Below are 16093 nucleotides of genomic sequence, written 5' to 3'. Positions count from 1 at the left end.
CCCCTTAAGGCAAAAAGGTCTGTAGACACAGAGGATAAATGAGCACACAGAGATCACAGAGAAATGCTCGAGCTATCTTTGGTTTTCTCCGTGATCTCCGTGATCTCTGAGTACTCTGTGTCTACAGACCTTTTTAAACCATTCACGCCCACTACAGTAAGCGGTGCGTTAAGGCAGGCAGGATGCGTCTTACTCTGTCCATTTGGCTGGCTTTTAATTCGGCCATAACCACGCCTTCGCCGCTGGCTTGGCAGGCCAAAACCTTGCCCCAGGGATCGATCAGCATGCTGTGGCCAAAGGTATGGCGACCAGTGATGTGCTCGCCGCCTTGCCCTGAGGCAATCACATAGCATTGATTTTCGATCGCGCGAGCGCGAAGCAATACTTCCCAGTGTGCCTCGCCGGTAGTCTGGGTAAACGCAGCAGGCAAAATAATGAAATCAACCGGCAACATGGCACGAAAAAATTCGGGGAAGCGCAGATCGTAACAAACCGATAAACCCACCCGGCCAAAGGGCGTATCAAATGCCACCGGCTGCAGCCCCGCCAAAATGGTATTGGCCTCGCTAAAGCACTCCACGCCGTTATCAAAGCCGAACAAGTGCATTTTGTCGTAACGCGCCACGCACTCCCCCGCTGGCGAATAAGCAAGGCAGCTATTATTAACCCGCGTTTCATCGGGGCAAACCAAAGGCACCGTGCCGCCAACCAGCCACACCGCATGCTCTTTGGCCAAGGCGGCCAAAAAATCCTGGATAGGGCCATGACCAAACGTTTCTTTAACCGCTACTTTATCGCTATCATTTTTGCCCATAATGGCAAAGTATTCCGGCAATACAATTAACTGAGCCCCCGCCATCGCGGCCTCTTTAACCAGACGTGCGGCGGTGGCTAAGTTGTGTGCGACTTCAGGCCCGGACACCATTTGAATCGCTGCTGCAACCAGACTATTCATGATCTTCTCGATTACTTTTTCGTAAAGGGCAGACGTGACAAAGGGCTGCTCACGCTTTTAATTTGGGGATCGAGCATACTGCCGGTAATGTCATACTCATAAGCCACTAACTGGCCAAGCGGGTCTTTAAACACCCGTTGCAATAAAAATGTAGCCACGCCAATCACAGGATTAATAATGGTGGTTGCCACCGCTACACTATCGCCGATCACTGGCACAATCCGTACGCGCATATTTTGTGTGGCCGCCATAAAGTTAGCATCCCCTCTAAATAAAACTTGTGCGGCAGGCCCTGCAATCACCAGATTATCGGTCCGCGCCACGCCCCGATCAATCACGCTGTCTCCCCGGATTGAATCAAACTCAAAACCTTCAGAAAATACATCCCTGAAATCAAGCTGCACACGGCGCGCCAAGGATTGCAGGCTAAGAATGGACAATAAACGCCCGACGCCCGGATCAATTTTGGCAAACTGCCCTGCCTCCACATCAACACGCAATTTACCTTGCAAAGTGGATAAGTCCGGGGGGAACAACTCACCATCCCAAGCCACATCACCACTGAGCTTGGCGGGCGCTCGGCGCATGGTATCCGGCACTCCCAAGCGAGTGAGTAATTTGCCAAGGTTTTCGGTTTCAATGGCAAAATGGCCGCTAATCCGGCCCGGCGCTTTGCCCCAAATACCGTTCATATTGAGCCTACCATCCGGATTACTGATATTTACACCATTTAAACGCCAGTTATCCCCTTGCTGCACAGCGTCAACATCTAACTTACCCAGCTGAATGTTTTTATAGCGAAAATCGCTGACTTCCAGATCAAGTGCAGGTAAGTACTGCAAAGGCGAGCTAGGCGCAGTGGCGCCAGAGGTCTGAAAAGGCAACCATAGCTTGCTCAGTCGGCTTTTTAATTTACCTTTATCCTGCCCCAGCCAATCAAACTGCCCTGCAAGCTCCTGGCTATCCAGCGATCCCTTCCACTGACTATCACTTTGCCCTTGCGCACGAATACGCACATCATTCAACCGCTTGCCCCAGGCCGCCAAACGGGCGAAGCGCAAATCAATAGTCATAGGGGTCGCAGAAGTATTGCTTTGATTGATTTTGAGCTCATCCCGCAAATCCAGCCAATTTTGCAAATTCAGCTCGGGCAAGCCGCCCGTCACACTCAAGCCCGCTTTAGGCATCGCCGGCAAAGCCCCTGCCCCCAGCACAATTTGCCCATGTAGCCCACTCCCCAGCTGCAGCTGAGCTTGTACAAGCCGCTCATAAGCCCATTCCAGCTGTGCTGGCATTTGCGAGCCACCGCTTAAGCGCAATCTCATCACCCTGATTTCATGGCTGCTTTTTGCCAGAGGCGCAGGTAAATCAATCTCTACCCCCTGCAAAGATGACTGAAGGCTAAGCGTATACTGCTGCTGCCCCGCATTTAAAGTAGCTTGATAAGGCACTTTGCCGCGTAAGCGGGATTTAAATGGCAGCGTGTAGCGCTCTGCCACATCTTGCATCTCCGCCTGCCCGTTCATATTCAACGACAAAATTCCTTGCGCATTGCTTGCACCAGAGAGCTTAACCAGCCCGCCCAGCCCCTGTGCCTGCGCGTCTTTAATCGTGACTGAATGCTCGGTAAACGCAATCCGTCCTTCAGCCTTGGTCAGCAGAGGCACAGCAACGCCAAAATCCAGTTTATTGCCGGCAAAATGATACTCACCCGCCAGCTTGCTGCTCTCTGGCCCGTCAAGCGGCAAAGCCAGCTGCAAAGCCAAATCGCCCTTACCCTCGGCGCTTAAGTCATCAATAAAGCCCGCCGCACTTTCACGCACAGGACTTTGGCGAATAAAGTGCAAAAAGTCACTGGTAGCGCCTGCGGCGTTGCCCTTCACTTTTAATAAAGGAGCGGCCACATCCATATCAGCAATAGATACATCGACCTGGCGTAAATCTGCAGCAAATATTTTGCCTTTACTGGCCCGGATATTCATCCCTGCGCCATGAAAATCGAGCGCAGCATCAATATGCTCAATGCTTGGCCAGCCATCAGCGTAGAAAAGCGCAACATCTTTTGCGTCTGCCGTAATTCTAAACAAGCCCTCTTTAGGATGGCGGAAAGGAAACTGCTCAAGGTTGCCACGCACTTCTGCCTGCCCCTTCATCGCCTTCCCGCTAAGTAGCGACGTTTTCAGCCAGGCCAGCGTTTCATCGCCCACAGCACGAGGCAAATAGAGATAGGCGCGTTTGGCTTGTAGCTCACGAATATCCCCTTTTAAATTAAGGTAGCCCAAACCGTGCCCCGGCCAGCGATACTGGGCTTTTGCGCGTAAATCAGTATCCGCATTCGCCAGCTCTGCCTGTGGAATTTCTACCATCCAGCCCTTAGCTGCCCGCTGCCACGATGCCGCAAAGGCGGCGCGATTAAAATGCAGCGGCTCTAAAAACTGCGAGGGAATAGTCAGCGACAAATCACGGCTGGAAAACGAAGCTTTGCCCGAAGTCTGATTCAGCTTTGCATTCAAATCGACGCCACTTAACTGCGGCAAACCCAGTTGAGGTAAAGCCAGCTCAAGATCTTTTGCAGCAATTTGCAAGCTATACTGGCTGGCCTTTTGCCAAGGCCCTTGCCAGCTGGCAGAGAATTTATCGATCTGCCCCTTAAACCCCGCATCCTGAAAAGAAGCAGGCAACCACGCAGATAAAGCACCCAGTCCATCCAGTCTTAAAGCGCTACCCTCCAGGCTTTGTTTGCCTGAGGCATCCCGCTGATACTCCGCCTGGCAACCTCGGCACAAATCCCCGCCCGAGCTTGCAATGCGTGCGGCCTTTAAACGCAAAGACTGCTGGCCTTGATCATCCTTCCAGATAAAGCCGCCATCAAACACAGGCAAGAGCAAAGCCTGCGGCGCATTCGGCCAGACTGCACTGACTTGGCTTAGCTTTAACTGGGCATCTACTTTCTGAATGGTGGCTTGTGCAAAGCTCAGCGTGGCTCGCACGCCCCCCACACCCGCTAAATAAGTAAACCATTGCGCCTCTTGCGGCAGACTGGCGGATAGTTGTTTTAAATCCACACGTGGCAAATCCAGCTTTAATTGCCCCGACCAAGCTCGCCACTCGCCTACATCATTACCCCGCCAATGGCCTGATAAAACCACGGCGCCAGCCAAAGCGGGCGGCGGTAAAAACGAGATATCAAAACGATGCCGGCCAAAGCGCTGTTTGATTTCTACATCCAGACCAGAAAAAACCTGCACGCCCGCACGGCCTTGCTCATCCAGCCAGCTTAGCTGGCCATCACGAATATTCAGCTCACCCTGGGCCAGCAGCCAGTTCATAAAACGATTGTCTTTATTATCTGCACCTGCTTTCAACTGAAAACCAGCCACAAACACATCGCCCGCAGTATTTCTGCGCAGCGTTAAATGAGGCGCTTCCGTGGCAAGACGGCTAAACAACAACTCGCCGCGAAGCAGCGTCCACCATGATAAATCAGCCTCTACAGAGGCCAGCTGCAAGCCGGGTTGCTGAGCCGTATGTACCTTAAAATCATCCACCCGCACAAAGGGATGAATACCTCGCCACCCCCCCGATAAACGCCCTATCTCGATCTGGCTGGCTGTGGCCGTGGCCAGCTTTTGCACCAGCCAGGGACGATAACTATCCAGACGGGGCAGCACATAAAACTGCCAGGCCATCATCACAGCAAACAAAGCAAAGCAAAGCCCGACCAGCAGCCGGAGCAAGGCACGATAGTGCCAACGAAAAAAAAGAGAACAGCGCTGCAATAGCTTAGAAAAAACGGGCATTCAGTATGGCTCGAGCATGCCAAAACAAGGCGGTGCTGTGTTAGGCTTTGCCGACACTCTGGCGGTAAGCCCAGTGTCAAACAGCGCCCTAGGTTAGGGGATATGTGATTTTAACCGTTTTTGAGCCACCACCTATGACTGATCTGACGCAAAACTCCAAATCCTTACTTGCCCCGGCTCTGGCGCATAGCCGATACCTGCAGCAATTATTTATTCGTCATCCCAATTTAGCGCAAGAAACCCTAGAGCAGCTCTCTCAGCCTTACTCGCGTGCCAATATGGAGCAGCAGCTTAGCCAGCCTGTGCTAGATGACAACAGCTTAAAACAGTCTTTACGGCGCTTACGCCAAGCCGTCATGGCGAGGCTAATCAGCAGAGAATTAGCAGGTTTATCGGATCTCACCGAAGTCATGCACACCATCAGCGACTTGGCCGAAATCACTCTGGCTGCGGCTTTAGCATGGGTGTCCCAGCCAGATGCACGCTATGGCCAGCCCATAGGCGAAGAATCCGGGCAGGTGCAAGAGCTGATTATTGTGGGCATGGGTAAATTAGGGGGGCGCGAGCTGAATGTATCTTCTGATATCGATTTAATTTTTATTTTTCCTGAAGACGGCCAAACCACCGGCCCGCGTAAAATCAGCAACTCCGAATACTTTGCCCTGATCGGTAAACGACTCATCAGCCTCATCGGTGAAATTACCGATGAAGGCTTTGTATTCAGAGTAGATATGCGGCTGCGCCCTTTTGGCGATGTGGGGCCGCTAGCTTGTAGCTTTGCCGCACTAGAAGGTTATTTGCTCACGCAAGGCCGCGAATGGGAGCGCTATGCCTGGATCAAAGCCCGTGCACTCTGTGGCGATGAAGCGGGGCTGATGCAAATGGTCACGCCCTTTGTTTATCGTAAATACCTCGATTACGGCGCTTATCAATCCATGCGCGAGCTTCACAGCCAAATTCGCCGTGAAGTGGCACGCAAAGACAAAGTCGACAACATCAAGCTCGGGCCAGGCGGGATTCGTGAGATCGAATTTATCGGTCAAGTTTTTCAATTGATTCGCGGTGGGCGCAATAAAATCCTGCAACAGCGGCCAACACAAGCCATTTTGGATGAGCTAGCCCAGCAAGGCACCCTGACTCACGCTGCCGTAGCCGAGCTACAAGAAGCTTACTCATTCTTACGCAATACCGAGCATCGCTTAATGTATCTGGACGATACACAAACCCAGATGTTACCACTCAATGATGAAGACCAAGCCCGCATTGCGCTCAGCATGGGGTTTACTGACTGGCATCAATTTACTGAACAGCTGACCATTTACCGAGGCCGAGTCAACCAACACTTCGAGCATGTGTTTGTGCTACCGCCCGACGAAGGTGAAGACCACCCACAAGCGGCTATTTGGCTGAGTGCACAGGATGGCGACAGCACTGATCTAGCCGCACTAGGCTTTGAAAACCCCAATGAGATCAACCGCCGCTTGTCCTCAATGCAAAGCAGCAGCCGCTACCAGCAAATGCCCGATCGCTGCCGCAAACGCATCGACAGTATTCTGCCGCCTTTAATTGAAGTCGCTGCTAGTTTTCATAATCCTGACGCTACTTTCACCCGCATCCTCGATTTGCTCGAGGCGATTAGCCGCCGCGAATCCTACCTTGCCCTGCTCGCCGAACACCCACGCACCTTAAAGCGCCTCGCCAGCCTGTATAGCGCCAGCCCCTGGGTGTCACAATATTTAACCCGCCATCCTATTTTACTAGATGAGCTGCTCGATTTTCGCCTGCTTGAAGAACTGCCTGATTGGCCTAAGCTCGGCAAAATTTTACGCCAGGAATTAAAAGATTTAGACGATGACACCGAAGCCAAAATGGATTGCCTGCGCCATTTTCAGCACGCACAAGTATTTAGACTGGTTTGTCAGGATTTAGACGGCTTACTGGTGTTAGAAACGGTATCGGATCATTTATCTGATTTGGCCGATTTAATGCTCACCGTGACTTTGGAGCAGGTCTGGCAAGATTTACCCAATAAGCACCGAAGCAATCCACAATTTGCTGTGATTGGCTATGGCAAACTCGGCGGCAAAGAGCTGGGCTTTGCCTCTGATTTAGATATTGTTTATCTCTTTGACGACGATCACCCCAATGCCACCGAAGTCTATGCCAAATACGCCAAACGCATCGTCAACTGGCTGACCGCACTCACCCCGGCCGGGCATCTTTACGATATTGATTTACGCCTGCGCCCAAATGGCACATCGGGCTTACTGGTTTCCAGCATCGGCACCTTCGCCCAATACCAGCGAGAATCGGCATGGGTATGGGAACACCAAGCCCTCACCCGTGCCCGCTATTGCGCTGGGGATCGCATCGTGGGCAATGCTTTTGAAGCCATTCGTGAAGATATCCTGCGCGCGCCACGTGATTTACCCAAATTGCGAGATGAAGTACGCACCATGCGCGAGCGCATGCTGGAAACGCATCCGGCACGGCCTGAGGATGTAAAACATGTGCGTGGCGGCATTGTTGATATTGAATTTATCATGCAATACCTTATCCTTGCCCATGCCAAGACCCATAAGGAATTTTGTTTAAACCGCGGCAATATCGCGCTCTTAGCCACCGCAGCACAACAAGGCCTTATCCCGCCCGAAGCCGCTCATCTTGCCGCCGACGGCTACCGAGAATTACGCCGCCTGCAACACAGCAGCCGCCTGAATGGCACCGAACTCACGCCTAAGATGCTCCTGCCTATCCAGCCACAGCTGGCGGCAGTAAAGCTGCTCTGGAACACTTTATTCGGAGAAACAAGCGCATAAAATAAAGAATGGCCTCGCATCCGAGGCCATTCCCGTATTTAAGACAATCCATTTTCAACTCAGGGGTTTGGATCAGGAAAGGCAGCAAAGCTCACAGCCGCCGCACCATTGGGCAGGTAATCCGCCAGCAAAAGTGCTTCTTCGCGAATTCTATCCATCAGCGCAACCACATGAGCGGGCTGGATATTCACGTCAAACCAGAATTCTTTGCGCCATACCGGCTGCAAGCCCACCTCCCCCCCCGGCTCCAGCTCGCTTAACGATGCCTGACGAAATGCAAAACCAAGTGCGGCAAGAAAATCTGCAAACTCTGGCCCGCTATCGCTCACTTCCAAAACAAAAGCCGCCATTCCTGGCGCAACCTGCTGTAAGTTGACATAAATACGGGTGTTAAACGGTGCTTGCACCGACTGCATGCAGTGTGAACAAAAAAAACCAGAACGCGGAGCATACTCGCTCTCATCCGCATAAAGATCAGCGATGGGTAAGACTTGATGCCCACAACTATGATACGAATCCATCCCCGACCTTTCCCTTGCATACTATTAGCTTAGGTTTATTGTCATATACTAGCGCTCAGGCAAAAAAAAAGCACCTACATTCGCAGGTGCTTTTTTTACGACTGGCTTGAAATCAACTAGCCGCTACCTCAGCCTTCTGACGTAAGCGAATATGCAGCTCACGTAGTTGTTTTTCATCCACGCTATTTGGCGCATCAGTTAGCAAGCACTGGGCACGTTGTGTTTTAGGGAAGGCGATCACATCACGGATGGATTCTGCACCTACCATTAATGTCACCAAACGATCCAGACCAAACGCTAAACCACCATGCGGAGGCGCACCAAATTGTAAGTTTTCTAGCAAGAAGCCAAACTTGTTCTGTGCTTCTTCCGCATCAATTTTCAACGCACGGAATACTTTGGATTGCATTTCTTCACGGTAAATACGGATCGAACCGCCACCAATTTCAGAGCCGTTCAACACCATATCGTAGGCTTTAGCGATACATGCACCCGGGTTGGTATCGAGCATATCTTCGTGACCATCTTGCGGAGCAGTAAACGGATGATGACATGCAGTCCAGCGATCCGCTTCTTCGTCATGCTCGAACATTGGGAAATCGATCACCCACATTGGTTTCCAGCCTTGAGCAAAGTAACCACCCGCCTCGCCCTTCTCGTGGCCAATCTTGATACGCAATGCACCGATGGCTTCGTTCACCACCTTGGCTTTGTCCGCTCCAAAGAAAATCAGATCGCCGTCTTTTGCACCTGTGCGGGCAATGATTTCTTTCAGACCTGCCTCGGACAAATGCTTCACGATTGGCGATTGCAAGCCCGAATCTTCAGTGTTTGTTAGCTTAGTGACATCGTTTACTTTGATGTAAGCCAAACCCTTAGCACCGTAGATCGCAACAAACTTGGTGTATTCGTCGATTTCTTTACGGCTGATCGCAGCGCCACCCGGTACGCACAGCGCAACCACGCGGCCGTTATCCATATCAGCAGCAGCACGGAACACTTTGAATTCTTCGTTCTTCATCATGTCAGTCAGCTCAACGAATTGCAGAGTAACCCGCAAATCTGGCTTGTCTGAACCGTATAAACGCATCGCATCTGCATAAGTCATGCGTGGGAAATCGCTTAATTCAACGTTAATCCCTTCTTTAAACACATGCTTGGCCATCGATTCGGTGATGTCCATGATTTCGTGTTCATTCAGAAACGATGTCTCGATATCGATCTGGGTGAATTCCGGCTGACGATCTGCACGCAAATCTTCATCACGGAAGCACTTAACGATTTGGTAGTAACGATCAAAACCCGCCACCATCAACAATTGTTTGAAGAGTTGTGGTGATTGTGGCAAGGCAAAGAATTGACCATCGTGCACACGGCTAGGCACAAGGTAATCGCGCGCGCCCTCTGGTGTGGAGCGAGTCAACATTGGTGTTTCGATGTCGATAAAGCCCAAGCCATCGAGGTAATTACGGATCAGCATGGCGATGCGATAACGCAGACGCAGATTCTTTTGCATGACAGGGCGACGCAAATCAATCACACGGTTTTGCAGGCGCACGTTTTCAGAGAGATTTTCATCGTCGATCTGGAACGGTGGTGTGACCGCGGTATTCAGAATTTTGATGTCGCTCGCGACAATTTCAATTTCACCCGAGATCAGGTTTTTGTTCGCCGCGCCTTCTGGGCGGGTACGCACCAAACCGGTGATTTCTAATACGTATTCATTACGTGAAGAATCAGCCGTAGTAAAGGCTTCAGCGGTGTCTGGATTGATAACAACTTGCACCAAGCCTTCACGATCGCGCAAATCAATAAAGATTACCCCACCGTGATCGCGACGACGATGCGCCCAACCTTTGATCGTGACGGTTTGTCCGAGGTAGCGGCTATCAATAAGACCACAGTAATCTGTACGCATTTAGTTTTCTCTTAGATTTAATCAATGTTTATGATGCTGACAAGTGATTGAAAAGCAGAGCGGAAAAGCAAAGGGCAGAAAATAAGCGGTAAAACTCAGAAAGTACGTACTGTAAATAAAGAGTTCCGGCCGTTTTTTAATGCTGCCATTGGCTTGTCGTAGCCGCTTTACAATATCTTGCCGGGTGTAACCACACCCATAGAAATAACATACTTCAAGGCCTCATCAACGCTCATATCCAGCTCAATCACGTCGGCCTTTTTAACCATAATAAAGTAACCCGAGGTTGGATTAGGCGTAGTAGGCACATACACACTGACATAATCCCCCTCCAGCACGGCAGCCACTTCCCCACCCGGCGTTCCGGTCATAAAAGCAATGGTCCACGCATCGCCATGAGGAAAGCGCACAAGTAGTGCCTGACGAAACGCCTGGCCTGAATCAGAAAACAAGGTGTCTGATACTTGCTTCACGCTGCTATAGATAGAACGGACAATCGGAATTCGATTGAGTATTTTCTCACCAATCAGCAGTAAGCGTAAGCCAAGCACATTTGTCGCAAAGATACCCGTCAGCAGCAAAACAACAACGGTCAGAATAACCCCAAAGCCCGGAATACGGTGCGAGCCCTCCAAAAAGGGGAAAGGGCCTTCTAAAGCCTGTAATAGCCATGAATCAGGGCGCAGGGACGCGGGCAGCAAAGCACTGATCTGATCCATCGTGCCAATAATCAACTGCAAGACCCACAGGGTGATTGCCAAAGGCACCCACACTAATAAACCTGTCAGTAAATATTTTTTAAAATGCGTCATAAGCATAGTGTTCAATGGTCACCTGAAGGTGATTTGGCTGAGGATCCGCCTTTAAAATCGGTCACATACCAGCCATTACCTTTCAACTGAAAGCCTGCTGCAGTGAGCTGCTTTTCATAGGAAGGCGCATGACACACCGGACAGGCGCTCAGCGCATCATCCGACATCTTCTGAATATGCTCGTCAGAATGACCGCAAGCAGCACAGCGATAAGCATAAATAGGCATTACGTGTAAGCTCGCACAAAAAACATGGATTATACCGCGTATAGGCAAACTGATCGAACCCGCATGCACGGTGTGGGCATAAAAATTTTCACCAAATGCGATTCATCCTCAGCTGCGCACCTTAAACATCGGCCCAGCGACGTAATAAATTGTGGTAAGTGCCCGTCAGCTGGGTGGCAATATCATGTGATTGTGCTTGCTGCCGAATTTGCCGGATCGAGGTATCCAGATCAAACAACACCGCACGCTCGCCCACATCGCGCACCATGCTTTGCACCCAAAAGAAAGAAGCAAGGCGCACACCACGCGTAACCGGCTCTACCCGGTGCAAGCTGGTCGATGGGTACAAAATCAAATCGCCTGCCGCCAGCTTCACTTCATGCACGCCATAGGTGTCTTCAATCATCAGCTCTCCGCCTTCATACTCTTCTGGTTCGGCAAAAAACAAAGTTGCGGATACATCGGCACGGATGCGCTCTTGTGTGCCCAAAATACCCTGCACCGCATTATCAATATGGTTGCCCAAATCCATACTGTTTTCGTAGCGATTAAATTGCGGCGGCATGACATAGCTGGGCAAAGCGGCCGAAAAGAACATCTCATTGGCATTCAAAGCTTGCAGAACAATCGCCCCCAGCTCTTTTGCGACAGGACTATCTTTCGCCAACTGCTGATTACGCTTGATCGATGCCGACAAACTACCCGATGTGATTTTGCCATCTTCCCACTGGGCAGCAGACAAGCGCTCACGGCAATACGCAAGTGTCTTGGCATCAAGCAGCTGCGGAATATGTAATAGCATCAGTCCAACCCCTTTAAACCTTAATAAAACGCAAAAAAACCGCCACAAATACACCGTGGCGGTTGTTAACAGCTCAGATTAAACCTCAACCTGAGCTGGCTTGCAAAACACAGATCAAGCAATTAGAAGCGGTAGCTCGCTGATAAACGCGCAGTACGGCCTGTACCTGGCACAGCAAAGCCTGCATATAGACTTTCAAAGTGATCGGTATCAAACAGATTATTCACATTCAACTGCACGCTGTAATCACGCAGACGCCATTCAGCCATCGCATCCCAGCGGATATAAGCAGGCAGATTTACCGTATTGGTATTGCTGGTATAACGCTTATCCATCGCATTAAAACCACCACCTACTTTCCAATTGCTATTGAGCTGGTAAGTGGACCACAGATTACCAGTATAACGCGGCGCATTTTCTGCGTAATTGCCTTCTACGGTTTTAGGCTTAGTCACCTCATCAATGCGTGGGTTCATCAATGCAATGCCAGCAAAAACTTGCCAATCTGCGGTGATGCGCCCTGCACCTTCAAGCTCAATGCCATCGGTATGGCGACGGCCAGATAATACATTTGGCTTATTCACGCCAACTTCGATATCAGTCTGACGCTCATTGGTTTTTTCTGTACGGAAAATCGCTGTGCGCAGACTTAAATCACCTTCCAGCAATGTCCACTTGGCACCGACTTCCATATTGCGGTTTTTTTCTGGATCAAGATTTTCATTCTTTGGATCTGTTGAATAGGCTTCAGCAGACGGATTAAATGAAGTGCCATAAGAGGCATAATAAGATTGATTAGCTGTTGGCTGATAAATCACACCTGTACGCCAGCTCCAGATATTGTCCGTACGGCCTGCATCAGGAGATGCGGTTGCTGCGGTGAATGATTTATTCTCTGTCTGCGCTTTAAAGTGATCAAAACGAGCACCAGCCAGCACCTTCCATTGCGGCGTAAGCTCAATCAAATCTTGCGCATAAAATGCCATCGTATCCGCTGTAGAATCCGCAGTAGCAATTTTAACCGGAGCTAGACAAGCCGCATGACTGCCAGAAGTAGGATTTCCAACCGTGGTGGACGGTAAACAATTTCCACCCTTTGCATCAAGCTGAGTGCGCCCTGTGCCCAACAAACTTTCACGGGTTAGCTCTACTCCAGCTAAAACATTGTGACGCACAGTGCCGGTTTCAAAATCCCACAACAGGTCAGTCACATTGGAATAAATCGCTTGCTCACGCATGCGCAATTTACGACCACGAGTAATGATCGTATTGTCATTTAACACTTCATTTTCCAAGAAGGCTAAACTTGGAGCGCTTGCACGCAGATCTAGCTCATACAAACCCATGCGCGTTGAATTTTTCAGCAACATATTGGCATTTAGACGGTGTTGTAAATTAAAACTAAATACATCCGTTTTAGTGACCTCTGAATCAAAATCTTTTAAACCGTAAAACTTATCCGCATGAGAGATAGGTAGATTATTACCGCCAATGCTATCGCGATAATAGCCTTTCATCCCTTTGATCTCTTCACGCTTACCAGCACCAAGAGGCCTGTAATAAGGCACACCATAATCCGGCACATTGTCTTCTTGGTAATGCATATAAGACAGTGTCACTTCTGTTTGCTCGCCCAAGCCAAATGCCACGGATGGCGCAAAACCCCAGCGATTCATTTCAGCACCTTCACGGGTACTACCGGCTTTTTGGCCCATCACGTTTACGCGAAAAGCCGCGTTATCATCCAAGCTACGGTTTAAATCGGCTTCGGCACGGTAGTAATTTGCGGTGCCTACGCTGGCAGTAAATTGATTCAAATCGCCACGAAATGGCGTTTTGCTGACTTGATTGATAATGCCGCCCGTTGATCCTCGGCCATAAATCATCGACGCCGGGCCACGCAATACTTCAACCGTATCGGTATTAAATGTGTCGCGGTTGTATTGTGCCGCATCGCGGAAGTTATCTAAATAGAGATCGTTAGACGCACCAAAGCCGCGCACGCGAACGCCATCGCCGCTGCTACCACCTTCGGAAGCATTAAAAGTAATCCCTACAGCATTACGCAGCGCTTCTTTCAGAGAGTTACTATCCTGATCGGCCATCAGCATTTTGGTAATGCTGGTGGTGGATTGCGGAATATCACGCGCCGCCTGTGGCGTGCGTCCTACGCGGGTCACCGGTGCGTTGTATGTTTTATCCGTGTCTTTGGTGTTTTGCACATCTGCTTTTACTTCAACCGGTGCTAATTTCACTTCAGCAACCGGTGCAGCGCTTGCATTCATCGCACCAAACAGTGCCGCAGCAACAGGCAATTTAGCCAAGTGGCGAATCGCCGATTTAGGCTTGTGTATCTCTCTCATGGTATATCTTCTTTTTTTAAAGCCAAAAAAAAGCGGTGATCTTTCGCCACCGCCCACTACAAACAACAGCTATACAGCCTGATCAGCTGCCGTTTCCATCTGTAAGCAAACCAATTTTAGTTAAACCCGCCTGCCTTGCTGCCGACATCGTTTGTGCAATCAACTCGTAGCGAACTTCTTTATCTGCCAATAAATGCAATTCAGTCTGAGCATCTTTAGCCATGGCAGTTGCAAAACGAATCGGCAGTTCTTCCACTTTGATGGGGGTCTTTTCCCACTCAACCTGCCCTGTTGCGGTCAGCGTAACGCGCAGTACTGCAGGCGGGATTTGTGTCACCTCAGCTTTTGCTTTGGGTAAATCAACACGAATCGAATGCGTCATTACGGGCGCAGTTACAATAAACACCACCAGCAGCACCAACATCACATCAACCAACGGTGTGGTATTGATTTCTGACATAGGAGCATTATCGTTTTGATCAAAACCACCAAAAGCCATGCTTATTTACCTTCTTTTTCTACGGCAGCAGCGGTCAGTAGCTGTGCATGTAAATCATGAGCAAAACCATCCAAGCCCTGAGCAATCACGCGATTAGCACGCACAAAAGCGTTGTATGCCACAACGGCGGGGATCGCTACAGCCAAACCCGCAGCGGTCGCCACCAAAGCCTCACCAATCGGGCCAGCAACGGTAGCCAGCGAGGCATCACCCTTAGTTGCAATCGCCACCAGCGCGTGATAAATACCCCAAACTGTGCCGAATAAGCCTACAAAAGGAGAAATCGACCCCACCGTGGCTAGCCAAGACAAACCCAGCTCTAAGCGGGCATTTTCCTGGCTTAAACGGGTACGTAGAGTACGCACCAAGTAATCATCCAAAGACACCGCTAAACCAAGGCCTTTGCCCGCATTGCTGCGGTAATGGCTTAAGCCTTCCCAGCCTGCGCGTGCCAGCTTAGCTTCAGGTACAATAGCATGAGCAGCAAGGCCAGTCGCCTCATCCCAATCAGAGGCGGTCCAGAAACTAGCCAGAAAGCGTTTCTGCCCACGCTTAATTCTGAGCAACAAGCTACTGCGTAATAAAATCAAACACCAGCTTACAACCGACATCAGCAACAACAAGCCAAACACCGATACCAAAACAGGATCACCAGAATTCCAAATCAATGCTAAATCCATTACAAACCTCTTTTAAATAACAAAATCAACCGGCACCATAGCATTCATCACAACCGCCACATCACCACGACGGCCCGGCACAAACTTCCAACGCTCCACAGCCCTCTTCGCAGCATCATCCAAGCGGCGATAGCCACTGCTACGCGCCAATTCAACCTCAAGAGGCAAACCTGACTCACTGACTTTCACCCTTAGCATCACGCGGCCTTTCTCACCTAAAGCCATCGACTGGGGAGGGTAAGGAGGACGAGGATTAGCAAGGTAGCTGGTATTAAATAGCGGCAGCGTTTCTACTGGCACATCATCAGATGCCAGCTTACTGGTCTTGCTTCCTGCCGTTGGGGCAGCAGGTGCCGCTTCTGCCGGAGCAGCCGTCGGCGCAGCAGCAGCCATTTGGCCCTCTGCTGACTGCTCAGGCACTTTGGCCGTTTCAGGTGCTTTACTCACCGCCTTAGCCAAAGCGGGTTTCACCGGCACAGGTTTAAGCACCGGTTTAGGCTGAGGCTGAGGCTTGCTTTCCAGCTGTTTAGGCACCTCCTCCCCCATCGGCATTGGGGTAGGGGCAAGCAGCATCACCACCTGCTTTGGCTTCTCAGGCTGAATCGACATGGTCGTCAAACCGTAAAGCAGCGCAGAGTGGCCGAGCAGCGCCACAGCAACAGTGAGTATTCTATTGATAATCATTCTCATAGGTTAA

The 16093-nt window shown here is 50.4% G+C and carries 11 protein-coding genes and 1 pseudogene; 1 reads left to right on the top strand and 11 read right to left on the bottom strand.

Annotated features, from left to right (window positions below; genetic code table 11):
- Positions 1–151: 151 nt before the first annotated feature.
- Positions 152–955 carry a carbon-nitrogen hydrolase family protein gene (locus VN23_RS03585; RefSeq protein WP_046353180.1) on the bottom strand — a complete coding sequence of 268 codons (804 nt, stop codon included), beginning with the start codon at positions 953–955 and terminating at the stop codon, positions 152–154.
- Positions 956–966: 11 nt separating this feature from the next.
- Positions 967–4755: a YhdP family protein gene (locus tag VN23_RS03580; protein WP_046353181.1), complete on the bottom strand. Its 3789-nt coding sequence runs from the start codon at positions 4753–4755 to the stop codon at positions 967–969.
- Between the two features lie 134 nt (positions 4756–4889).
- Here VN23_RS03580 and glnE point away from each other — a divergent pair, with 134 nt between their 5' ends.
- On the top strand, positions 4890–7574 hold the full coding sequence (gene glnE, locus VN23_RS03575) for a bifunctional [glutamate--ammonia ligase]-adenylyl-L-tyrosine phosphorylase/[glutamate--ammonia-ligase] adenylyltransferase (RefSeq protein ID WP_046353493.1): 2685 nt from the start codon (positions 4890–4892) through the stop codon (positions 7572–7574).
- Between the two features lie 59 nt (positions 7575–7633).
- Here glnE and VN23_RS03570 read toward each other — a convergent pair whose 3' ends face one another.
- The 9 genes and pseudogenes from VN23_RS03570 to VN23_RS03530 all read right to left on the bottom strand — a co-directional run bounded on the left by VN23_RS03570 (position 7634) and on the right by VN23_RS03530 (position 16080).
- The gene (locus VN23_RS03570) at positions 7634–8095 is read right to left on the bottom strand and encodes a hypothetical protein (RefSeq protein WP_046353182.1); all 462 of its coding nucleotides are present in this window, start codon (positions 8093–8095) and stop codon (positions 7634–7636) included.
- Positions 8096–8207: 112 nt separating this feature from the next.
- A complete protein-coding gene (gene aspS, locus VN23_RS03565; protein ID WP_046353183.1) occupies positions 8208–10013 on the bottom strand; it encodes an aspartate--tRNA ligase in 1806 nt (601 codons plus the stop codon).
- A gap of 167 nt (positions 10014–10180) precedes the next feature.
- Positions 10181–10825, bottom strand: coding sequence for a DUF502 domain-containing protein (locus tag VN23_RS03560; RefSeq protein WP_082752892.1), 645 nt, complete (start codon positions 10823–10825; stop codon positions 10181–10183).
- Between the two features lie 29 nt (positions 10826–10854).
- A pseudogene (locus VN23_RS03555) lies at positions 10855–11052 on the bottom strand (FmdB family zinc ribbon protein); the annotation flags it as partial.
- Positions 11053–11173: 121 nt separating this feature from the next.
- A complete protein-coding gene (locus VN23_RS03550) occupies positions 11174–11854 on the bottom strand; it encodes a Fe2+-dependent dioxygenase (protein ID WP_046353186.1) in 681 nt (226 codons plus the stop codon).
- Between the two features lie 122 nt (positions 11855–11976).
- Positions 11977–14217 carry a TonB-dependent receptor gene (locus tag VN23_RS03545; RefSeq protein ID WP_156455107.1) on the bottom strand — a complete coding sequence of 747 codons (2241 nt, stop codon included), beginning with the start codon at positions 14215–14217 and terminating at the stop codon, positions 11977–11979.
- Positions 14218–14299: 82 nt separating this feature from the next.
- Positions 14300–14716, bottom strand: a complete 417-nt coding sequence (locus VN23_RS03540) for an ExbD/TolR family protein (RefSeq protein WP_046353187.1) — start codon at positions 14714–14716, stop codon at positions 14300–14302.
- A gap of 2 nt (positions 14717–14718) precedes the next feature.
- A complete protein-coding gene (locus VN23_RS03535) occupies positions 14719–15396 on the bottom strand; it encodes a MotA/TolQ/ExbB proton channel family protein (RefSeq protein WP_046353188.1) in 678 nt (225 codons plus the stop codon).
- A gap of 12 nt (positions 15397–15408) precedes the next feature.
- On the bottom strand, positions 15409–16080 hold the full coding sequence (locus VN23_RS03530) for an energy transducer TonB (RefSeq protein ID WP_052746747.1): 672 nt from the start codon (positions 16078–16080) through the stop codon (positions 15409–15411).
- Positions 16081–16093 lie beyond the last annotated feature (13 nt).

It is taken from the genome of Janthinobacterium sp. B9-8, assembly GCF_000969645.2.
Taxonomy (GTDB): Bacteria; Pseudomonadota; Gammaproteobacteria; order Burkholderiales; family Chitinibacteraceae; genus Iodobacter.
Note: the sequence above shows the minus strand (reverse complement) of the source record. Positions and strands in the feature narration are given on the sequence as shown.

What these genes read in the sequence shown, in the direction of transcription:
- VN23_RS03580 (WP_046353181.1), bottom strand. Translation starts at nt 4,755, where the DNA reads ATGCCCGTTTTTTCTAAGCTATTGCAGCGCTGTTCTCTTTTTTTTCGT.
- glnE (WP_046353493.1), top strand. Translation starts at nt 4,890, where the DNA reads ATGACTGATCTGACGCAAAACTCCAAATCCTTACTTGCCCCGGCTCTG.
- VN23_RS03550 (WP_046353186.1), bottom strand. Translation starts at nt 11,854, where the DNA reads ATGCTATTACATATTCCGCAGCTGCTTGATGCCAAGACACTTGCGTAT.
- VN23_RS03545 (WP_156455107.1), bottom strand. Translation starts at nt 14,217, where the DNA reads ATGAGAGAGATACACAAGCCTAAATCGGCGATTCGCCACTTGGCTAAA.
- VN23_RS03570 (WP_046353182.1), bottom strand. Translation starts at nt 8,095, where the DNA reads ATGGATTCGTATCATAGTTGTGGGCATCAAGTCTTACCCATCGCTGAT.
- VN23_RS03560 (WP_082752892.1), bottom strand. Translation starts at nt 10,825, where the DNA reads ATGACGCATTTTAAAAAATATTTACTGACAGGTTTATTAGTGTGGGTG.
- VN23_RS03585 (WP_046353180.1), bottom strand. Translation starts at nt 955, where the DNA reads ATGAATAGTCTGGTTGCAGCAGCGATTCAAATGGTGTCCGGGCCTGAA.
- aspS (WP_046353183.1), bottom strand. Translation starts at nt 10,013, where the DNA reads ATGCGTACAGATTACTGTGGTCTTATTGATAGCCGCTACCTCGGACAA.
- VN23_RS03535 (WP_046353188.1), bottom strand. Translation starts at nt 15,396, where the DNA reads ATGGATTTAGCATTGATTTGGAATTCTGGTGATCCTGTTTTGGTATCG.
- VN23_RS03540 (WP_046353187.1), bottom strand. Translation starts at nt 14,716, where the DNA reads ATGGCTTTTGGTGGTTTTGATCAAAACGATAATGCTCCTATGTCAGAA.
- VN23_RS03530 (WP_052746747.1), bottom strand. Translation starts at nt 16,080, where the DNA reads ATGATTATCAATAGAATACTCACTGTTGCTGTGGCGCTGCTCGGCCAC.